Annotated in this window: 17 protein-coding genes and 1 other RNA gene; 16 read left to right on the forward strand and 2 right to left on the reverse strand. The window is 38.1% G+C overall.

What is annotated here, in order from left to right; all coding sequences use genetic code 11:
• Window position 1 precedes the first annotated feature (1 nt).
• The 6 genes from BM102_RS06175 to BM102_RS06200 all read left to right on the forward strand — a co-directional run bounded on the left by BM102_RS06175 (window position 2) and on the right by BM102_RS06200 (window position 7,972).
• A complete protein-coding gene (locus tag BM102_RS06175; protein WP_044933935.1) occupies window positions 2-868 on the forward strand; it encodes an ABC transporter permease in 867 nt (288 codons plus the stop codon).
• The gene (locus BM102_RS06180) at window positions 868-2,334 is read left to right on the forward strand and encodes a GldG family protein (protein ID WP_090480080.1); all 1,467 of its coding nucleotides are present in this window, start codon (window positions 868-870) and stop codon (window positions 2,332-2,334) included. Before BM102_RS06175 ends, BM102_RS06180 begins: the two co-directional genes overlap by 1 nt.
• Window positions 2,335-2,347: 13 nt before the next feature.
• Window positions 2,348-3,802 carry a DUF4340 domain-containing protein gene (locus tag BM102_RS06185; RefSeq protein ID WP_090480083.1) on the forward strand — a complete coding sequence of 485 codons (1,455 nt, stop codon included), beginning with the start codon at window positions 2,348-2,350 and terminating at the stop codon, window positions 3,800-3,802.
• Between the two features lie 90 nt (window positions 3,803-3,892).
• Window positions 3,893-4,993: an AI-2E family transporter gene (locus BM102_RS06190; protein ID WP_090480085.1), complete on the forward strand. Its 1,101-nt coding sequence runs from the start codon at window positions 3,893-3,895 to the stop codon at window positions 4,991-4,993.
• Window positions 4,994-5,115: 122 nt separating this feature from the next.
• Window positions 5,116-6,477 carry an NADP-specific glutamate dehydrogenase gene (gene gdhA / locus BM102_RS06195; protein WP_074790623.1) on the forward strand — a complete coding sequence of 454 codons (1,362 nt, stop codon included), beginning with the start codon at window positions 5,116-5,118 and terminating at the stop codon, window positions 6,475-6,477.
• A gap of 805 nt (window positions 6,478-7,282) precedes the next feature.
• A complete protein-coding gene (locus BM102_RS06200) occupies window positions 7,283-7,972 on the forward strand; it encodes a hypothetical protein (RefSeq protein ID WP_090480088.1) in 690 nt (229 codons plus the stop codon).
• Between the two features lie 39 nt (window positions 7,973-8,011).
• On the opposite strand, the gene BM102_RS06205 is transcribed toward BM102_RS06200, so the two are convergent.
• Window positions 8,012-9,385, reverse strand: a complete 1,374-nt coding sequence (locus BM102_RS06205) for a citrate/2-methylcitrate synthase (RefSeq protein ID WP_044933941.1) — start codon at window positions 9,383-9,385, stop codon at window positions 8,012-8,014.
• A gap of 314 nt (window positions 9,386-9,699) precedes the next feature.
• Between BM102_RS06205 and pckA the strand changes: the two genes are divergently transcribed.
• The 3 genes from pckA (at window position 9,700) to BM102_RS06220 (ending at window position 12,613) form a co-directional block, all read left to right on the forward strand.
• Window positions 9,700-11,313: a phosphoenolpyruvate carboxykinase (ATP) gene (gene pckA, locus BM102_RS06210; RefSeq protein WP_090480091.1), complete on the forward strand. Its 1,614-nt coding sequence runs from the start codon at window positions 9,700-9,702 to the stop codon at window positions 11,311-11,313.
• A 136-nt stretch (window positions 11,314-11,449) separates the two neighbouring features.
• A non-coding RNA gene (ssrS, locus tag BM102_RS06215) (6S RNA) lies at window positions 11,450-11,632 on the forward strand.
• A gap of 126 nt (window positions 11,633-11,758) precedes the next feature.
• Complete coding sequence (locus tag BM102_RS06220; RefSeq protein WP_090480096.1) at window positions 11,759-12,613, forward strand: YihY/virulence factor BrkB family protein; 855 nt, start codon at window positions 11,759-11,761, stop codon at window positions 12,611-12,613.
• A gap of 35 nt (window positions 12,614-12,648) precedes the next feature.
• Here BM102_RS06220 and BM102_RS06225 read toward each other — a convergent pair whose 3' ends face one another.
• On the reverse strand, window positions 12,649-14,457 hold the full coding sequence (locus BM102_RS06225; RefSeq protein WP_090480098.1) for a methyl-accepting chemotaxis protein: 1,809 nt from the start codon (window positions 14,455-14,457) through the stop codon (window positions 12,649-12,651).
• A 185-nt stretch (window positions 14,458-14,642) separates the two neighbouring features.
• Here BM102_RS06225 and queA point away from each other — a divergent pair, with 185 nt between their 5' ends.
• The 7 genes from queA (at window position 14,643) to rsmH (ending at window position 22,114) form a co-directional block, all read left to right on the forward strand.
• On the forward strand, window positions 14,643-15,680 hold the full coding sequence (queA, locus tag BM102_RS06235; protein ID WP_044933954.1) for a tRNA preQ1(34) S-adenosylmethionine ribosyltransferase-isomerase QueA: 1,038 nt from the start codon (window positions 14,643-14,645) through the stop codon (window positions 15,678-15,680).
• Window positions 15,681-15,776: 96 nt separating this feature from the next.
• A complete protein-coding gene (pheS, locus tag BM102_RS06240) occupies window positions 15,777-16,832 on the forward strand; it encodes a phenylalanine--tRNA ligase subunit alpha (protein ID WP_049960231.1) in 1,056 nt (351 codons plus the stop codon).
• Between the two features lie 15 nt (window positions 16,833-16,847).
• Entirely contained in the window at window positions 16,848-19,208 is a 2,361-nt protein-coding gene (gene pheT, locus BM102_RS06245) for a phenylalanine--tRNA ligase subunit beta (RefSeq protein ID WP_090480102.1), read from the forward strand.
• Between the two features lie 30 nt (window positions 19,209-19,238).
• Complete coding sequence (locus tag BM102_RS06250) at window positions 19,239-19,586, forward strand: PilZ domain-containing protein (protein ID WP_044933957.1); 348 nt, start codon at window positions 19,239-19,241, stop codon at window positions 19,584-19,586.
• A 21-nt stretch (window positions 19,587-19,607) separates the two neighbouring features.
• Window positions 19,608-20,489, forward strand: a complete 882-nt coding sequence (lgt, locus tag BM102_RS06255) for a prolipoprotein diacylglyceryl transferase (protein ID WP_090480104.1) — start codon at window positions 19,608-19,610, stop codon at window positions 20,487-20,489.
• A 244-nt stretch (window positions 20,490-20,733) separates the two neighbouring features.
• Window positions 20,734-21,165 (forward strand): division/cell wall cluster transcriptional repressor MraZ, encoded by a 432-nt coding sequence (gene mraZ / locus BM102_RS06260; protein WP_090480106.1) that lies wholly within the window; start codon window positions 20,734-20,736, stop codon window positions 21,163-21,165.
• Window positions 21,166-21,172: 7 nt separating this feature from the next.
• Window positions 21,173-22,114, forward strand: a complete 942-nt coding sequence (gene rsmH, locus BM102_RS06265; protein WP_044933963.1) for a 16S rRNA (cytosine(1402)-N(4))-methyltransferase RsmH — start codon at window positions 21,173-21,175, stop codon at window positions 22,112-22,114.
• Window positions 22,115-22,162: the final 48 nt, after the last annotated feature.

Genomic DNA, 22,162 nt, shown 5'->3' on the forward strand with positions numbered 1-22,162 from the left:
GATGGTGGCAGTATTAAAGCACGAATTGTCATTGTATTATCACAGCCTTACAGGCTATGTTTTTGGCGCCTTCCTACTTGCCTTTACAGGAATAGGAGCCCTTATATATAACATCAATGCATCGGTAGCAAATTTTGAGTATGTATTAAGCTTTATTCAAATTGTATTTATCATCATTGTACCAATACTTACTATGAGGATAATAGCAGATGAAAAGAAGCAGAAAACTGATCAGCTTCTCTATTCATTACCTATTAGCACAACAGAAATTGTGGCAGGTAAGTTTATGGCGCTTCTTGTAGTTTTTGTAGTGCCTATGATTTTTATCTGCGCCTATCCATTAATCTTTTCTATGTATGGAGAGGTATATTTGCCAACAAGCTACGGCACTATATTTGCTTTTATATTTTTGGGACTTGCCCTTATCAGCATAGGAATGTTTATATCATCATTAACTGAGTCACAAGGAATGGCAGCAGGTATCTGCGTTGTTGTAATGCTCTTTAATTATTACTGCACAACACTTGCTGATGCGGTATCATCATCTGCTGTTGGTTCCGTATTTACGATAGTAGTAATAATGATAATCCTCGGACTAATAATCAGATATATGACAAAGTCCGATGTGATGGGATATGGTTTTTCATTTATTACATGCTTAGTTGCAATCATCCTTTTCTTTGCAAAGCCAGAGTTACTTGAGGACTTGCTTCCAAAGGTAATGAATCAAATCTCATTATTTGAAAGATTTACTATGTTTTACAATGGCGTGTTCGATTTGACTGCAATAGTTTATTACATAAGTATCATAGCCTTCTTCTTGTTCTTATGTGTGCAATCATTAGAGAAGAGGAGGTATAACGGATAATGAAGATTAAGAAACCTGATTTTAAAAAGTTTATAGATAAAAATAAACAGCAATTAAATACAAAGTCTGCCAAAATCGGTGGCTACAGTTTTGTTATTTCCGTTATAGTTCTTGCTATTGTAATTGCTATAAATGTGTTTATGTCATTACTTCCAGCCACAGTTACTCAGTTTGATATATCAGCCGCTCAGCTATATTCCCTTACATCTTCAAGTAAGGCGGTAGTTGGTAACTTGGAGGACGACGTTACTATCTACTGGATATGTCAGTCTGGCCAGGAGTCGACAGTTATAGAAAAGCTTTTGGATGTTTACGATTCCCTTTCAGATAAACTTACAGTAGAAAAGAAAGACCCAGATACTTATCCAACATTTGCGTCTAACTATACATCAGAAACTGTTACAAATAACTCTTTGATTGTAGTTTCAGGAGATAAGAGTAGATATATAAGCTATGAATCAATGTATGAAGTAGACAGTAGCTCTTACTACACAACAGGTTCTGTTTCACAGTCATTTGATGGTGAAAGCTTGATTACAACAGCAATTGATTATGTTGTATCTGATGAGCTTCCACAGGTATATGTTCTTACAGGACACGGCGAGGCAGATATGTCTACAACTATGGAATCTGCTCTTGAAAGCGGCAATATGGAGACAACAGAGTTCTCATTACTTAATGAGGATGAAATACCAGAGGATGCTGATGTAATCTTAATCAACTCTCCTTCAAGCGATTTATCTGAAGAAGAGGTAACAATCCTTGAGGAATATATTGATAATGGTGGACATATTGTAGTGCTTTCTGGTACACAGCAGGAGGGTGAGCTTACAAACTTTGAAGCTTTGTTAGCTTATGTAGGTGTATCTATGACTGACGGTATTGTCATCGATACAAACAGAGATAACTATGCATTTGATTATCCATATTTCCTTCTTCCAACAATTGAGTCTTCTGATATTACAGATGCTCTTATTGATGAGAACAGCAAAGTTATTATGCCAATTGCAGCAGGTTTAACTATCGATAATGCAGCAGGCGCATATACAGTAACATCACTTCTTGATACATCCTCTTCAGCATACTCAAAGGCTGCAGGCTACGATATCAGCACATATGAGAAAGAAGATGGAGATGTTGATGGACCATTCTCACTTGCAATTGCAGCAGAAAACAGCAACGATGGTTCACTTGTATGGATTGCTTCTGACTACTTGTTAGAGGACCAGTATAACTCTTATTCATCAGGTGCAAATGAGGACTTCTTCATGAACGCTATGTCATGGAAGATGACTGATACAGAATCACTTTCTATCAGATCAAAGTCACTTGATTACAACTATTTGACAATCAGTGCTTCAGCAGCAACACTTCTTAAGGTAATTATGATTGGTGTATTACCAGTAGGATATTTACTTTATGGAATTGATGAAGTTGTAAGACGAAGAAAGGTTAGCCTGGAATAGGGAGGATTATCAAATGAAAAGAGGAAAAACACTGCTTATTCTATGTGCCATTCTTGTTATTGCAATTGTGGCCATTGTAGTGGAAAAGGCAGTAAAGCAACATATCGACACCGTAAATACCATAGACGAAGAAGTATTTACAATTGATGAAGATGACCTGACACAGGTAGCGATAGAGTATAACGATGACAGTGTGACACTTATTCAAAATGATTCTCAGTGGCAGATTTCAGATGATACAGATTTTCCTGTAGATCAGGATTACGTAGCTGATATGCTTTCTTATTTTGAATCGGTACACGCAAGCTTTATTATCGATGACGTAGAGAATTACGCTCAGTATGGACTTGATAGTCCTGAGGCTACTATCACATTTACTACAGCAGATGGGGATAGTGTTATCACATTCGGTGATTTCTCTACAATCGATGAAAAGCGATATATCTGCGTTGATAAAAAGAGCGTATATCTGATAGATGATGATATCCTTCAATATGTATCTGCTAGTCAGGACGATTTCCTTGATAGAGATGAAATCAACGACTACTCACAGATAATATCAGTTGTTGTATCTGGTGATGGTGAAGCAAATGTTGTATATGACCCTGATGGCGATTACACATATACAGATGATTATGATTTCTATTATGTTGATGGAAAGACATATAGTCCTGTATCAGAGTCTAAGGTGACATCTTTTGTAGATAAGCTTTTATCTATGGATTTAACAGAGTATGAAACTTACAAGGCAACTGAGGATGACTTAGCAGATTACGGATTAGATAATCCAACACTTACAGTAACAATCACTGGGGAGATTCCTGCAGATGATTCTGAGGAAGATTCTGATGATGCAGCAGTAGAGTCACAGACTCAGACAATTTATTTTGCAAAGGCAGATGATGCTGATACAGCATATCTTTACTTTGATGGTTCAACTATCGTATATGCTATAACAGCTGACGATTATGATGATATAGCAGATGTTAGCTATTCAACACTTCGACCTACAGAGGTTGTTTCTGTAGATTGGACAAATGTAGCACAGCTTTCAGTAGATATTGATGATGAAACTTATATTGTAAATGTTGAGTATGATGAGGACGACGGAAACACATATACAGTTGATGATGAGACAGTAGATTTTGTTACCGCAACATCACTTATCGACAGTTTATCTTTGACAGAAGTTGGAGATGATTACAGCAAGGGAACAGAAGAGCTGGCATTTGCTATCACTCTTAACGATGAGGATGCTACTGTGGTCAATGTTGTTCTTTATCAGTATGATGGCGACTCATGTGTGGTTGCTGTTGATGGCAAGACTGTTGGTCTTTGCAGCAGAACATCAATGTCTTCACTTCGTGAGGAAATCACAAGCTCTATTTTAAATAAGGGCAAGGAAGTGGAAGAGACAGAAGAGGATTCTACAACAGATGATGAATTAACAACAGATTATAATTATTAAAATTATGTAAAGAAAATGGTTTTCAGATGATTCTGGAAACCATTTTTTGTATACTGAATTAAAAGTAAGATTTACATAAGGAGGAAGTATATGCTGAAAAAGTTCTGGTCATCACTGGATAAGAAGTATGCAAAGGTATGCTTATATGCAAGTGTAACTGTTATAGTAACACTGATTGTGGTATGCCTTTTGTACTGGACTACAGGCTTTTGGTCTAGATTATGGACCATATTTACGGCAGTGTTAAAGCCTTTGGTTGTGGGTGGAATAATAAGCTTTCTGCTTTCACCAATTGTGGATAGAATCGAAGGATTATTTAGCAGAAGAAAAAGCCACAAGTGGGATAGACCGCTGGCTATTCTACTAAGCTTTATCATTGTACTTGCTGTTATTGCGTGTATTTTAATCATACTTATTCTGACCATTTACAAGAACATTTCAGCTATTAACTTTGAATCTCTCTTATCAATAGCAGATTTAGTTCAGAGTGATGTACAAAGCTTGATATCAACCATAGAGGAGCAGCTTAAAAATATAGGCATTTCTATGAATCAGCTTGGTGGATATGTGACAGGCTTTTTGAGTGGCGTGAAGAATGTAATTACAACCTTGTTCTTTGGTTGCATTTTTTCTGTTTATTTCATGATTGATGGAGCAAGAATCAATAGATATTGGAAGAGAGCATTTAGAATTATCACAAGCAAAAAAGAAGAAGAGCGATTTGAAAGATTTTGGAGTGATGCAGATAGAATCTTTTCAGGATATCTTAGAGGCCAATTTATAGATGCATTGTTGGTTTCAGTAATCACTGGAGTTGTATTTTTAATCCTTGGTATTCCTGATGCATTATTAATAGCGTTACTGGTGGGCATTGGAAATCTTATTCCTTATGTGGGACCAATTGTGGGGTATGCATCTCTTTTATTGATATGCGTGCCACAACAGGCATTTACAGAGCTAATTTCGGGAATAATAGCACTTGTTGTAATTATGATTATAGATGGCAATGTGATTAATCCTCGCCTGCTTAGCTCCAATATTAAAATCCATCCGCTGCTTGTGGTTGCCGCATTAATAGGTGGAAGTGCTTTGGGAGGATTTGTTGGAATGCTTGTTGCAGTACCAGTTGCAGCACTTTTAAAACTAGAATTTGACCGGTTTTTAGCTGACAAAGAAAAAGACTCCATTTAAGTAGAAATTTATAAAAACTTTATTGCATTAAAGTGCTGAATGCAGTAAAATCTTTTCTAGATTGTGTCGGGTGGCAAGAGTCGGCATTTTCTGAACGACATATTCTGAAAGGAGATTTTGTAATGAATTTTAAGAGTAGTTATTTACAGCGTGTCTATGACGGACTTGAGTCTAGAAACGCAGAGCAGAAGGAATTCCTTCAGGCAGTTAGCGAGGTTTTAGAGTCTTTAGAGCCAGTTGTAGCTGCAAATCCAAAGCTTGAGGAGCTTGGCGTTATTGAGCGTATCGTTGAGCCAGAGCGTATTATCCAGTTCAGAGTATCTTGGGTTGATGATCAGGGCAAGGTTCAGGTAAACCGTGGATACAGAGTTCAGTTTAATTCAGCCATCGGACCATACAAGGGAGGTCTTAGACTTCACCCTTCAGTAAACTTATCAGTTATTAAGTTCTTAGGCTTCGAGCAGATTTTTAAGAACTCACTTACAACACTTCCAATCGGTGGTGGTAAAGGTGGTTCTGACTTCGATCCTAAGGGCAAGTCAGATATGGAAATCATGAGATTCTGTCAGTCATTCATGACAGAGCTTGCAAAGCACATCGGTGCTGATACAGACGTTCCAGCTGGTGATATCGGTGTAGGTGCTCGTGAAATCGGTTATATGTATGGTCAGTACAAGAGACTTCGTAACGAGTTCACAGGCGTTCTTACAGGTAAGGGCCTTTCTTACGGCGGTTCACTTGCTCGTACTCAGGCAACAGGTTACGGCGTATGCTACTTCACACAGGAGATGCTTAAGTCTACAAAGGGCGAGTCATTCGAGGGCAAGACAGTAGCTGTTTCAGGTGCTGGTAACGTTGCTATCTACGCTATCGAAAAGGCATATCAGCTTGGCGCTAAGCCAGTTACATGTTCAGATTCTACAGGTTGGATTTATGATCCAGAGGGAATCGACCTTGACCTTCTTAAGGAAATCAAGGAAGTTAAGAGAGCACGTCTTTCTGAGTACGCTGCAGCTAGACCATCAGCTGAGTACCATGAGAAGAAGAACGGCGAGCACGGTGTATGGCAGTACAAGGTAGACATCGCTCTTCCATGTGCTACACAGAACGAGCTTAACGAAGAAGACGCAAAGATGCTTATCGCTAACGGCGTTACAGCAGTAGCAGAGGGTGCTAACATGCCTTCAACTCCAGAAGCTGTTGCAGCATTCCAGGCAGCTGGCGTTCTCTTTGGACCAGCTAAGGCTGCAAACGCAGGTGGTGTTGCTACATCTGCTCTTGAGATGTCACAGAACTCTGAGAGACTTCACTGGACATTCGAAGAAGTTGATTCTAAGCTTAAGGGAATCATGGAAGGAATCTTCCACGCATGTGATGATGCTTCTAAGAAGTACGGTATGGAAGGCAACTTCGTTGCTGGCGCAAACATCGCAGGCTTCGAAAAGGTTGCAGATGCTATGATGGCACAGGGTATTGCATACTAAAATATAACTTAAATCAAAACTTGATTTTGATTTAAGTTATACTGGAGCAGCTTTTGCCGAAGGCAAATTATCAATAGCTGCGACTGTCCTTGTTCTTATAAAGCCTCAAGTAGATATCTTATTTGATATCTACTTGAGGTTTTTGTTTTTTGAGATAATACATCTTATTGATTGGCATTGGAGAGTGGTGGTTTATCACAAGAAGGTTAATATAGCCTATAACTACGTTGGCTTGTGATAAAAAATAGAGAAAATTAGAGAGTATTTATCACAATAAGTTCAGGAAAGCCTATAACTACGTTGACTTGTGATAAAAAATAGAGAAAATCAGGACAAATTTATCACAAGAAGGCTTGTAAAGCCTATAACTACGTTGACATGTGATAAATAATAGAGATAATCTGAAGAATTTTATCACAGGTAGTATCGCAAAGCTTGTACTTGCGTTGGCTTGTGATAAAACATCTATCAAACATAATAATAGTAGTGAGCTTTGAAGTATGAAGTGTCAGATAATGGACAGAATAGATTGTTTAACCATTGATATCGAACTTACAACAATATAAAATCTTTTTGTTTTTGTACATCTATTATTTTCTATACATCTAATCGTATGTATATGTCTTTTTCGTATTTTTCAATCGATTTTATTTTTCCTATGAGTAACAAAATAGATATTGGATGAAGTATTATTTGTTTCCTAAAAAATAAGTTTTATGGAGGAATAGTTATAGAAACATTTTACAAAGTACAATTAAATTCAATTGATAAAGAACTAAGAGAAATTGATAAATATTTAAAGCAAATGCCAGAAGGAGAACTTAAGGCATATAATAATAATGGTTCAAGCAGGTGGTTTTGCATTAATGGCGATAAGAGAGTTTATTTATCTAGGTCCAATAAAGATATAGCAAAGAAGCTTGCTATGAAAAAGTATTATTTATTAAAAAAACAATTACTATTAGAAAAGAAATATAAAATAGAAAGTCAAAGTGCATTTCCATGCAATGCACAGAAGAAATTTGAAGATTTTCTAAGGAACAAGAACTATTGTGATTTACTAGGAGAGTTGAGTGTTAATAGGGAGGGAGATTGGGAAAATCAGAAATATAAAACTAATCCATATTATCCAGAACAGTGCAATGTTTCGTGTTTGTCAGGACATATGGTACGTTCTAAATCTGAAGCTTTTATAGATATGGCTTTAGTTCAGCGTGGGATTCCTTTTAGGTACGAATGCGAGTTGGTGTTGGGAGGCCAGGCTTATTATCCAGATTTTACCTTGAGGATTCCAGATACTGGAAAGATAATATATTGGGAGCATTTTGGAAGAATGGATGATGCTGATTATGCCAGAAATGCATTTAACAAAATGAAAGTATTTTATGATTATGGTCTGATACCAGGGCACAATGTGATTTATACTTTTGAAACCAAGAATAATCCTTTTACATATGCGGATGCAGAGGCGGAATTGAAAATAATAAAGTTCTAGTAAAAAATCCCAGCAAATTAAATTGCTGGGATTACATTTTTAATCTACTTTACGATCTTCGATTGGAATGTATTTTTTGTGTGGGCATACTGTCATGTATGCAGGACGCATGATTTTGCCCTTGTGGCAAACTTCTTCCATGCGGTGAGCACTCCAACCAGCGATACGAGCGATGGCGAAAATAGGAGTGAAGAGCTCTCCTGGAATGCCAAGCATCTGATAAACGAAGCCTGAGTAGAAATCCACGTTTGGTGAAACACCTTTGTAAATCTTGCGCTCCTCGGCGATTATCTTTGGAGCAAGACGAGCGACTGTTTCGTAGAGGTTGTATTCCTTTTCCATGCCTTTTTCAACGGCAAGCTTTTCTACGAAAGAGTGGAAGGTGATGGCACGAGGATCAGATACTGAGTAAATAGCATGACCCATACCATAGATAAGACCTGCGTTATCAAATGCTTCACCGTGAAGTAAGGCACGCAAGTATGTGCTAACTTCTTCTTCGTCTTCCCAATTATTAAGATGAGCTTTCATATCTTCAAACATTCGGACAACTTTGATGTTGGCACCACCGTGCTTTGGCCCCTTAAGAGAACCTAAAGCAGCTGCAATAGCAGCGTATGTATCTGTACCAGATGATGACACCAAGTGAGTGGTGAATGTAGAGTTGTTACCACCACCGTGCTCCATATGAAGAATAAGAGCAACATCAAGAAGCTTTGCCTCAAGTGGAGTGAACTTGCTATCAGGTCTCAGACAATGAAGAATATTCTCTGCAGTAGAGTATTCTGGCTTTGGCTGATGAATGATTAATGATGCGTCATTGTAGTAATAGTCGTAGGCAGCATAGCTGTATACTGATAACAATGGGAAGCTGGCAATCAACTGCAAACATTGTCTAAGAACGTTTGGCTCAGATGTATCGTCTGCCTTCTCATCATTTGAATATAAAGCAAGTACTGATCTTGCAAGTGAGTTCATCATATCTTTAGATGGGCTCTTCATAATCATATCTCTAACGAAGTTTGGTGGAAGAGAGCGATAGCTTGCAAGAAGAGCTTTGAATTCTTCTAATTGTTCTTTGGTTGGGAGAGTGCCAAACAATAATAAATATGTACACTCTTCGAATCCGAAGTGCTGTTCTAATGGAAGATTTTTAACTAAATCTTGAACATTGTAGCCTCTATAAAAAAGCTGACCATCACAAGGAACTTCTTTTCCGTCTACAAATTTCTTTGAGTTAACCTCAGATATTTCTGTAATACCTACAAGCACACCTTTACCATTAAGATCACGAAGACCTCTTTTGACATCGTAGGTCGTATATAAATCAGGATCTATATATGAGGATTTTTTCGAAAGCTCCGCAAGCTTTTCAAGCTCTGGAGTAATCTCGCTGAAATTATCAATTGCCATAAACATTTTCCTCCTTGTTTTTATCGGGTTCAGTTTCACACTTTAGTTTACTAAACTGTCTTTTATAACTCAAGGTTTATTGTGACATTTTTTTTAACAAGATTTCAAGAAAATATGGGCATATTTAAGAAAAAATTAATACATGGCAATCTGCTAAAAATTATCTCAGAAAATTGTATAGATTTGAAAACAATTTTTGCTCAAAAAGATTGACTTTATTTTAACGAAAATTTAAAATGATAATCAGCGAAAATTAGTTTTTATCCCAATAAAGGGAGGCTAATTAAATAAATTAGAAAAGTGAGGTAAGACAGATGGCTAATGTTGATTTGACAAAGTATGGTATCACAGGGGCAACAGAAGTTGTTTATAACCCTTCATACGAGCAGTTGTTTGAAGACGAGACAAAATCAGATCTTACAGGCTATGAAGTAGGTAAGGTTACAGAGCTTGGCGCTGTAAATGTTATGACAGGTATTTATACAGGTCGTTCACCTAAAGACAAATTTATCGTAATGGATGAGACATCAAAGGATACAGTATGGTGGACAACTCCAGAATATCCTAACGACAACCACCCAGCTTCAGAGGAAGCATGGAAGGCATGTAAGGAACTTGCAGTTAAGGAACTTTCTAACAAGAAACTCTACGTTGTAGATGGTTTCTGCGGAGCTAACAAGGACACACGTCTTTCAGTTAGATTTATTATGGAAGTTGCTTGGCAGGCACACTTTGTAAAGAACATGTTCATCCGTCCTACAGAGGAAGAGCTTGCAAACTTTGAGCCAGATTTCATCGTTTACAATGCATCAAAGGCTAAGGTTGAGAACTTCAAGGAGCTTGGACTTAACTCTGAGACAGCAGTTCTTTTCAACGTAACAAGCAAAGAGCAGGTTATTCTTAATACATGGTATGGTGGAGAGATGAAGAAGGGTCTCTTCTCTATGCAGAACTACTTCCTTCCACTTAAGGGCATGGCTTCAATGCACTGCTCAGCTAACACAGATATGGATGGAAAGCACACAGCTATTTTCTTTGGTCTTTCTGGTACAGGTAAGACTACACTTTCTACAGATCCAAAGCGTCTCCTTATTGGTGATGATGAGCACGGTTGGGATGACAACGGTGTATTCAACCTTGAGGGTGGATGCTATGCAAAGGTTATCGGACTTGACAAAGAGTCTGAGCCAGATATCTACAACGCAATCAAGAGAAATGCTCTTCTTGAGAACGTTACAGTTGCTGATGATGGCAAGATTGATTTTGATGACAAGAGCGTTACAGAAAACACTCGTGTATCTTACCCAATCGAGTTCATCGACAAGATTGCACAGAAGGTAAACAAGGTTTCTTCTGGTCCAGATGCTGACAATGTTATCTTCCTTTCAGCAGATGCATTCGGAGTACTTCCTCCAGTATCTATTCTTACACCAGAGCAGACTAAGTATTACTTCCTTTCAGGATTTACAGCTAAGCTTGCTGGTACAGAGCGTGGTATCACAGAGCCAACACCTACATTCTCAGCTTGCTTCGGACAGGCATTCCTTGAGTTACATCCTACAAAGTACGCTGAGGAGCTTGTTAAGAAGATGGAGAAGTCTGGTGCAAAGGCTTACCTTGTTAATACAGGTTGGAACGGAACAGGCAAGAGAATCTCTATCAAAGATACAAGAGGTATCATCGATGCAATCCTTTCTGGCGATGTTCTTAAGGCACCTACAAAGAAGATTCCATTCTTCGATTTCGAGGTACCAACAGAGCTTCCAGGAGTTGATCCAGCAATCCTTGATCCTAGAGATACATATGCAAATGCTTCTGAGTGGGAAGAGAAGGCTAAGGACTTAGCTGCACGTTTCCAGAAGAACTTCAAGAAGTATGAGACAAACGAAGCTGGTAAGGCACTTGTTTCTGCAGGTCCACAGTTATAGAATATAATGTATATTTAACAAACAAAGGTCCAGAGTTAAAAAACACTCTGGACCTGTTTTTGTGAAAAATCAGTTCTTTATTTTATCACAAATCTGTTGTAATATAATTGCAGGTAGTAAATATACCGACTTTATTTCTAACCTGGGATGTACGATTTAACTTATCCTTTTTGAACCTACATTTACTTTAAACGGAATGCCTATATTTCTAATTGGCTGTCAGGCCTTCATTGCGCAGAGGAAGACAAAAGATTAGTTGCGGCGATCCACCTAGCTAGAGCTAGGAGTCAATTGATAGGCCCGGCACTCTGGGTTAGATTCTTTAGAATTAAGAGCACCTTGTGTATCACAAGGTGTTTTTTTATTTAGTAATTTGCAATAAAAAATCTAACCTCTTTAAAATGCCGCACGGTTTTGATAGAATCTGTGATTAGAGGAGATTATTATGTGGACATTTTTAGGTTATGGAAAAACATATTTAGATAAATGCGGAAGGGATAATATCGGTGCTTATGCGGCGCAGACGGCGTATTTTATGATTATGTCGGCTATTCCTTTTATGATGCTTTTGGTATGGATTGCAGGTTATGTGCCTTCGATAAATGAGTACATGAATGAGCTTATTTTTGATGTGCTTCCAGAAACATTTCTGCCATATATGGAAAGGGTTATCAGGCTTGTTACACAGGCGTCAGTTGGTGCTATTTCTATTTCTGCTGTCATGGCAATCTGGTCATCAGGAAAAGCCTTTCAGAATCTTATGGTAGGCCTTAATCAGGTGAACAAAATAGAAGAGACTAGAAATTGGTTCGGAAGAAGATTAAGAGCAATTTTTTATACTCTTGTTTTGTTGTTTGTTATTGTTGTAATTATGCTTATGCTTGTATTTACACAAAAGCTTCAGTACTATGCTAAAAACTATTATGGTTTCCTTGCATATGTAGTTGGTATTCGTCCGTTATTCAGAGGGATATTTGTATTTATCTTTTTGGTTATCGTATTTACGTTTTTATTTACTGTGTTACCAAATAAAAACCTTACTTTTTTTAGTCAGCTGCCAGGAGGTATTATTTGTGCCGCTAGTTGGTATGTATTCAGTATGTTGCTTGCTATATGGGTTAAGATATTCAATAACTTTTCAATGTATGGCGCCTTTGCAACTATGATGATGTTTATGTTCTGGCTGTATTTTTGTATGTATTTCATGCTGATGGCGGCGGAAGCAAATGTATTTTTTAAAGAAGCATTTGGAATGGCGTGGGATAATTTTAAAAGAAAAATAAAAGAAGGATCTTTATAAAAGAAGGACAGTGATTAATCACTGTCCCTTTCTTTTTATTCGTCCATTTGGAATTGATTTACAATGTTTGTTAAAGCGTCGATAGCCTGCTTTGTGTCGCCGACCTTGTCGTTTACATCCACTGTACCATTTACAATGTTTGTTGTTTTCTCTGCAATGTCGTATACGCCGTTTGCAGATTCGTTTACTGTTGCGTTGATGTGTTCGATTGTTTCTGATATGTGAGCAATAGAACCTGTAAGCTGTTCAACACCCTCACTGATTGAGCTCATGCTAGAGTGGAATACTTCTGCGTCAGCGTAGTACTGTTCGGATACCTTGCTGAATCCTTCGTAATCAACCAATACGTTTTCCTCAAGGAAAGTAGTGGTTTCTTCGAGGCAGTTTGACATGTCTGCTACAGCATTATTTACTGCGGATACAATGTTATCGATGTTTGACACAGCATCGCTGGTTTGATTTGCAAGATTTCCAATTTCTGTAGCTACAACAGAGAAACCACGTCCTGCATCACCGGCACGGGCAGCTTCAATGGAAGCGTTAAGTGCTAGAAGAGAAGTCTGAGACGAAATCTGCATGATTGTGCTTGTAAGCTCATTTATCTTTTCTACAGCCTTTGCATTTTCCATAGCTGTGTTAGTTTGCTGTCTAACATTGTTGTAAGTTTCTTTTGTCTTGTTTGAAGCTTGAATTGTGGAAGCTTGTAACTGCTGGGCTCTAGACATAATATCCTGAGAAAGGTTAGCGCCGTACTGAGCCATAGAATCAATGCTTGCAGCTTCATCTTTAATAGTAATTACATTCTGATTAATTTCATCTGTAGCAGCAGAAGTTTCTTCCATAGATGCTGCGATTTCCTGTGTAGTAGCAGAGTTGTCGGAGCACATTGTGTTAACATTATTGGCTGTTGATGTGAGTCCGTCTACATTATCGTTGATACGACTTTCTGTATCAGTGATGTTTACAACCATATCTCTAAGGGAATTGCGCATAAGGCTAACTGAACGAGTGATTTCACCTATTTCGTCCTTTCGTTTCATAAGCGCATCGGCATTACATGTCTTTCTGAAATCAAGATGGGCTGTATGGTCGATAATGTCAGTAATAGTTGCAAGTGGGCTAAGCATTGTTCTGATAAGGATAAAGAACAATACTGCAGACGCGATAATTACAATAATAAGTAGTAATGACATAGCAGAAATAAGCTTGTTAACTGGAGCCATAATTAAATCATAGTCACCAGTTACAACAACAATATTTCCTGCGGCAGTAAAAGCGTAGCCTGCATAATGCTTAGTTCCTTCATAATTATATTTGAGAGAACCACTTCCAATTTCTTCTGGTGTCTCACCGGCCTGAATTCGCGCTACTAAATCATCGATTGCTGTATTATCTACTGGATTACCAATCTTATCTAAGGTTGGGTGGTATAGCATTAAGCCTTCATTGGATACATAGTAAGCATAAGAACCGTCAACACCGGTGATGTTGACTGTGCCTAATGCCACATCAAGAGTATCGAACATAGATTGCTTCTTTTCAGTAGGGTAAGATTTTAGCTGAGAAATAAGATATTTTTCAACTACGATACCATTTAAATCGCTATAACCTTCAATAGTAGTGTTGTGAGCTGTAGTTTCCATTGTAGTGTTAATTGCAATGGCTGCCACCTCTGCAAGGTTTTGTGTGTAGTTATCGTAGGTATTTGTTAGAGTAGACCTTGAGTTGTTAAGAGTGAGGATTCCAATCACGCTCAAAATAACCGTAAGAGCAGTGATAATAGTTAGAACCATTTTAAAAACCATTGAATGAACAAAGGAAAACCTTTTTGTTGACTTTTTCATTTTATATTCCTCCTAAAAACAGTAAACAATTCGGAATTATAGCACAAAACAAAATAGAAATAAATTATATTGTGCAAAACATAACGCTTTTTGTAATAGAATTTTTTTATAATAGATTTTTGCTTATAAGGTATATTTATGCTATTATCTATTGGAAAAATAAGATTTAGTTTTAAGGATTTATCATGAAAGTAAAGGATTTTGATTACGATCTTCCTGAGGAGCTTATCGCTCAGGATCCACTTGAAAAAAGAAGTAATTCAAGGCTTATGGTCTTGGATAAAAATACTGGAGAAACATTTCATCGTCATTTCTATGACATCAAAGATTATTTAAAGCCAGGTGATTGCCTGGTTATCAATAACACAAAAGTTATCCCAGCAAGATTATATGGTGCCAGAGTTGGTTCTGGCGGAAAAGTTGAGATTCTCCTTTTGAAGCGCATTAGCGACAATCAGTGGGAGTGTCTTGTAAAGCCAGGCAAAAAGGCTCGTCCAGGAATGGAAATTTCATTTGGCGATGGCCTTTTAATGGGTAAGATTATCGATATCGTTGATGAGGGTAATCGTATTATTGAGTTTTCATATGAGGGAATATTTGAGGAGATTCTCGACAAATTAGGAGAGATGCCACTTCCACCATACATCACTCACAAGCTTCAGGATAGAGACAGATATCAGACTGTCTATGCTAAGTACGATGGCTCGGCAGCTGCTCCTACAGCAGGCCTTCATTTTACACCAGAGCTTCTTGATGAAGTGAGAGCTATGGGGGTTAAGATTGCTGAGGTTACTCTTCATGTAGGTCTCGGTACATTCCGTCCTGTAAAAGAGGAGGAAGTTCTTGAGCATCATATGCACTCTGAGTACTATGAGCTCAATCAGGAAGCCTGCGATATTATTAATGAAACAAAGGCTAACGGAGGCAGAATTATTTCTGTTGGAACAACAAGTACACGTACCCTTGAGTCTGCAGCTGAGGCAGGAAAGCCTCTTACACCAAAGAGCGGTTGGACTCAGATTTTCATTTATCCTGGATACGAGTTTAAGGTAATAGATGGACTTATCACTAATTTCCATCTTCCACAGTCAACACTTATCATGCTTGTTTCGGCTTTAGCAGGCAGAGAGCATGTGCTTAAAGCATACGAAGAAGCAGTTCAGGAAAAATACAGATTTTTCTCTTTTGGAGATGCGATGTTAATTACAGATTTATCTAAATAATTAAGCGCATTTTCCTTGAATTCAAGAGAAATAAAAGCTAAAATTTTGATTTAGTAGTATTGGCCACAGGCCAAAATTTAGTTTACGGAGGAAGCCATGATAGATATCATATCTGAATTGAGCACAAAGTTTGAAGAAGAGCTTCAGAACATCAAAAATTCTGAAGAACTTGAAAATATACGTGTTTCATACTTAGGTAAAAAAGGTAGTGTTACAGCTGCAATGAAGGAAATGGGCAAGCTTTCTGCTGAAGAAAAGAAAGAGTTTGGCCAGAAGATTAACGTATTAAAAAATACTGTTGCTGACAAGATTGCTGAAAAGAAAGAAGAAATCGCAGCACTTGAGCTCCAAAAGGAAATTGACAAGGTTCCTGAGTTTGATATTTCACTTCCAGAGCATTTTGAACAGGGAAGTTATCATCCAATCACACTTGTACAGCGTCAGTGCGAAACTATCTTTAAGTCTATGGGCTTTACTGTTGAGGATTATAGCGAGGTAGTTACTGATTATGAGTGTTTCGAATCTGTAAATATTCCAAAGTATCACCCAGCTCGTGATATGCAAGATACATATTATCTTGAAAATGGACAGCTTCTTAAGTCTCAGACAACAGCTGCACAGAACGCTATCTATAAAAAGTATCGTAAGCAGCTTATCGAGGATGGCACACCTATCAAGGCTATCTTCCCAGGACGTTGCTTTAGAAACGAGGCTACAGATGCTTGCCATGAAAACACATTCTTCCAGATGGAAGGTGTTATGGTTGGAAAGGATATCTCTATTTCAAACCTTATCTACTTCATGAAGACAATGCTTTCAGAAGTATTTAGACGTGATATAAAGGTTCGTCTTCGTCCAGGATTCTTCCCATTTGTGGAGCCTGGTTTCGAGCTTGATATCAACTGCCTTAACTGTGGCGGTAAAGGCTGCCCATCATGCAAGCACTCTGGATGGCTTGAGCTTTGCCCATGTGGTATGGTTCATCCAAAGGTTCTTGAAGAGGGTGGTATCGATCCTGACAAGTACACTGGCTTTGCCTTTGGACTTGGTCTTACAAGACTTGCAATGATGAAATACGGAATTAAAGACATTCGTGATCTGAACAGCGGAAATCTTTCAAGCTTAGCTCAGTTCACTGATGATGAGCAGTAAGGGAGGACTATAACCATGTTTATTTCAATGAATTGGATCTCTGATTTCGTTGACCTTGAAGGTCTCGACAAGATGGAGCTTATTTCAAAGTTCTCTCTTGCAACAGCAGAGGTTGAAAATGATATTTTCCATAAAGGCGAGGATTTATCTGGAGTTGTTGTTGCTGAAATCAAATCAGTAGAGGAGCATCCAGAGTCTAAGAAGCTTCACCTTCTTAAGGTAGATGCTGGAGATGGCAAGCTTACAGATGTTGTCTGCGGTGCACCTAATGTACGCGTTGGTATGAAGACAGCTTTTGCTAAGGTGGGAGCACAGATTGGCGACATCACAATCGCTCCAAGACCACTTGCTGGTTATGATTCATTCGGAATGTGCTGTTCTGAAAAGGAAATTGGCATTTCTGATAACAATGACGGTATCATGGATATTCTTGACGATGCTCCAAATGGAACAGATATCAAGGATTTATATGAAATCGATGATATTATTTTTGAGGTTGATAACAAGTCACTTACAAACCGTCCTGATCTTTGGGGTCACTACGGAATTGCAAGAGAGTTTGCTACAATTGCAAAGCGTCCGCTCAAGGAGCTTCCTACACTTGACCTTAGCAAATATGACAATCTTGAAAAGATTGATTTAAAAATCGAAGATGAGCTCTGCCAGAGATATTCATCATTAAAGGTAGAGAATATTAATACAAAAGTTGCTCCTGTTAACATGCGAATCAGACTTTTCTACTGTGGCATGAGAGCAATCAACCTTCTTGCAGACCTTACAAACTACATCATGCTTGAAATGGGACAGCCTATGCACGCATTTGATTCACGTAAGGTTGAAAAGATTCGTATCAAGAGATTTGATAAGCCTTTCACTTTCACAACTCTTGATGGTATCGAAAGAAATATCGACGAGAACACTCTTATGATTTGCAACGACAACACACCTGTTGCTATTGCTGGTATCATGGGTGGTCTTGATTCTGAAATTGTTGAAGATACAACTACACTTACTCTTGAGTCAGCTACATTCAATGCTGCTTCTATTAGAAAGAGTGCAGTTCGTCTTTCTCACAGAACAGATGCTTCTGCTCGTTATGAAAAGAGCCTTGATCCAGAGATGACTACAGTAGCTATTGCTCGTTTTATGAAGCTTCTTTCTGATATTGATGATGGCGTAAAGGTTGTATCCGCACTTACAGATGAATATGCATTCCATTATCCACAGGTATCTCTTGATTTTGACAAGGATTTTGTGGATAAGTATACAGGAATTGAAATCAGTGATGAGCATATTGTGGATACACTTACATCACTTGGATTTGGAGTATCTCAGGATGGAGCAAACTTCCATGTAGAGGTTCCTTCATATCGTGCCACAAAGGACATCAGCCTTAAGGCAGATATTATTGAGGAAATCACACGTATCTACGGATATGATAACTTTGAGCTTTCTACAACAAATGCGCCTCTTTACCCAGTTCGTATGGCAGAGGACAAAAATGTAGAAGATAGAATTAAGGATATCCTTGTTAAGAGATTCCAGCTTCATGAGGTTCATTCTTATGTATGGCAGTATGCTGATGAGTACAAGAAGCTTGGTATGGAAGTAGAGGAGAACATTAAGCTTGCTAACTCTACAAACCCTAATATCGAAACACTTCGTCGCTCAATCATTCCTACACAGCTTTGCCAGGTAAACTACAACACTGGTTATGCTACTGACTTTGGTATTTTCGAGGTTGGTCGTGTAGTTGAAGGCTTAAAAGAAGATGGCCTTTGTGATGAGCACAAGAAGCTTTGCATTACATTATTCTCAAAGACAAAGTCACTTGAGACACTTTACTTTGAGCTTCGCGATATGATTGCTGAGACAATTGCTGATGTTAGACATAAGTCTCTTACATACAAGAAGCTTGAGGCTACTCATTCATATGAGCATCCAAAGAACCTTTACAGCTTAGTTCTTGATGATGTAGTAATTGGTGAGATGGGTGTTGCTCATCCACTTGTTTCAAAGAAAATTGATAAGAAGGCTGCTATCGTATTTGCGGAAATCGATGTTGAAGCACTTGCAGATATCAAGCAGGAGAACATTTCATATGTTGAGCCTTCAAAATATCCTTCAATTGAAGTAGATTTATCATTTGTAGCAGAGAAATTTTCTGAGATAAATGATACAATAAAAGAGAGCGCACAGAGTATATTGAAAAAGGTAGGAGTTGCCGATGTATATTCTGATAGCACTGGAAAGTCGATTACAGTTAGACTTCTCTTTGGTGATGATGAGAGAACTCTTACACATGACGAAGTACAGAAGGTAGTCGATGATATCATTGAAAAGCTTAAGAACAAAGGCATTAATCTTAAGATGTAATCTACAAAATAAGATTGGGAGGTCAGGAGCATGGAAGAGAAGAGAAGAAATAAGCGTTTGGATATTGATGTAAAGGTCGAAATTGAACGTATCGATGAGGCTAACATTACCACCGTTAAATACATGGAGGTAGAAGTTACCAATATCTCAAAGACTGGTTTAGCTTTTAGAGTAAAGGATGTTGAATTTGAAGAAGGAGCATGCTTTGATGCTCGAATTCAGATTTGGACAAAAGAAACAATCGACACAGTTTTTAAGGTTGTTCGTGTAAACAAGCTTGAAGATGGTATGTATGAGTATGGATGTATCTTTGTTGGAATGACAGATACTGATGCACTCAAGATTGAAATCTATCAGTTATTTAGCAACGCAGAGTAATTATTAACAGGGAGAATTGCTGTGAATACAAGTATTATTTTCCCTAATTTGCATATTACATTAGATAATGTTGGAAAAGGATTCTATATTGGATCCTTTTTCATTGCTTTTTACGGAGTTATTATCGCAATTGGTATGCTGGTTGGGGTAGGTTTTATTTTAAAAGAGGCAAAAAGAGTAGGATTTGATGAAGATTCATTTCTAGATATTTGCATTATCACTATTATAGTGGGCGTTATCGGTGCTCGTATTTATTATGTTATATTTGCCTGGGATTACTACAAGGACAATCCTATTAGTGCACTCAATATCAGGCAGGGCGGTCTTGCAATCTATGGTGGTGTGCTTGCTGGTATAGCTTGTGTGTATATCCTTTCTAAAAGAAAGAACCTTGACTTCCTTAAGGTAATGGATGTAGCTATCTTTGGCGTAATCATCGGTCAGATATTTGGCAGATGGGGCAATTTCTTTAATAGAGAGGTTTTTGGACAGTATACAGATGGCTTGTTTGCAATGTTACTTCCTATCGATGCAATTCGTTCGCAGAGCGATGTGACTGCTGAAATGCTTGCTAATCTGGTGCAGATTGATGGTGTTACTTATATAAGTGTTCATCCAACATTCTTGTATGAGTCATTGTGGAATCTTGCCTTATTAATCTTTTTATTGCTTACTAGAAAAAAGAAAACATTTAATGGTTATGTATTCTTTACATACCTCATAGTATATGGTGCTGGCCGTTTCTGGATAGAAGGAGTTAGAACAGACCAGCTTAAGCTCTGGGGAACAAATCTTGCAGTATCTCAGCTTATAGCTGCTGTATGTATTGTTCTTGGTAGTGGATTGTTTTTTTACTATAAAAAGAATCATCCACTTTCCACCCCACAGGAGATAAATTCATAAGAAATTGTATTTTTTTTAAGACATTGGAATTTCCAATGTCTTTTTTTATGCCTTTTTTTATCAAAAATTGCACTTTTTGTGGTCTGGCCCTCCACCTTATACCACATATAGAAAATGCCGAAAAACATTGATTTTTCACGGTTTTTGGGTTGCGCAATAAGGGAAAATGGTATAAAATGTATTTAAAAGTGGAGGAAAGTGGAAGAAAAGTGTCACAAAGTGGTGGAAAGGAGGAACGGCTTTCATGTTCATGGGTGAATACAGTCACAATATAGACGCGAAGAACCGTCTTATTATGCCTGCAAAGTTTCGTGAACAGTTGGGAGAGCACTTCGTAGCCACTAAGGGACTTGATGGATGCTTGTTCGTTTATCCTATGAGCGAATGGAAAACCATCGAAGAAAAATTTAGAGAGATTCCACTTACCACCAAAGATGCTAGAAAGTTCTCTCGTTTCTTCTTCGCAGGAGCGGCAGAATGCGATATCGACAAACAGGGAAGAGTACTTATTCCTGGTAACCTAAAGGAATACGCAGGAATTGATAAGGAAGTTGTTTCTGTTGGTGTCTTGAACCGAATTGAAATCTGGTCTAAGGAGAGATGGACAGATGAAGGCGCTTACGATGATATGGATGAGATAGCAGAACACATGGCTGAGCTTGGCCTTGGAATTTAGGAGTCAAATGGAATTTAATCATTATTCAGTTCTCTTAAATGAGACAATTGATAATTTGAATATTAAGCCTGACGGAATCTACGTTGACGGAACACTGGGAGGTGGCGGTCATTCTTATGAAATAGCAAAACGCCTCACCACTGGTCATCTTTACGGATTTGATCAGGATACAGATGCTCTTAAAGCTGCTGGTGAAAGACTTAAAGAGTTTGGTGACAAAGTCACCAGAATTCACAGCAACTATGAATTCATGAAAGAAAAGCTTTTAGAGCAGGGCGTCACAAAGGTAGATGGAATCATGCTTGACCTTGGAGTATCAAGCTTCCAGCTTGATGAAGCAGACAGAGGATTCACCTACAGAGTTGACGATGCACCACTTGATATGAGAATGGACAAGGATAATCCTATGACGGCAGCTGATATAGTTAATACTTATTCAGCTGAGGATTTGACCAGAGTCCTGTTTACATATGGCGAGGAAAAATTTTCCAAGCAAATTGTTAAAAACATTATTAAACAGCGAGAAATCGCACCAATACTTACAGCCGGACAGTTAAATAAAATAATAGCTGAAAGTATTCCGAAGAAAGCTCAGGTAGGTCAGGGTCATCCTTCTAAAAGAACCTACCAGGCACTTCGAATTGAGCTCAACAGAGAGCTTACTGTTTTAGAAGACCACATCGATGACATGATCGATTTGCTTAATCCAGATGGAAGGTTATGCATCATCACTTTCCATTCGCTGGAAGATAGAATCACGAAAGTGGCATTTAAAAGAAATGAAGACCCATGCACATGTCCAAAGGATTTTCCTGTATGTGTATGTGGTAAGAAATCAAAAGGTAAGGTGGTTACGAGAAAGCCAATCTTACCTAGTGAGAAGGAACTGGAAGAGAATTCCAGATCAAAGAGCGCAAAGCTCAGGGTTTTTGAGAGAAAAGATAGCTAATCGGATAAGACAAAAGTAATGGGGAATAATGCTAGTTTTAATTGCGAG

Source organism: Pseudobutyrivibrio sp. JW11 (assembly GCF_900115355.1).
Lineage (GTDB): Bacteria > Bacillota > Clostridia > Lachnospirales > Lachnospiraceae > Pseudobutyrivibrio > Pseudobutyrivibrio ruminis.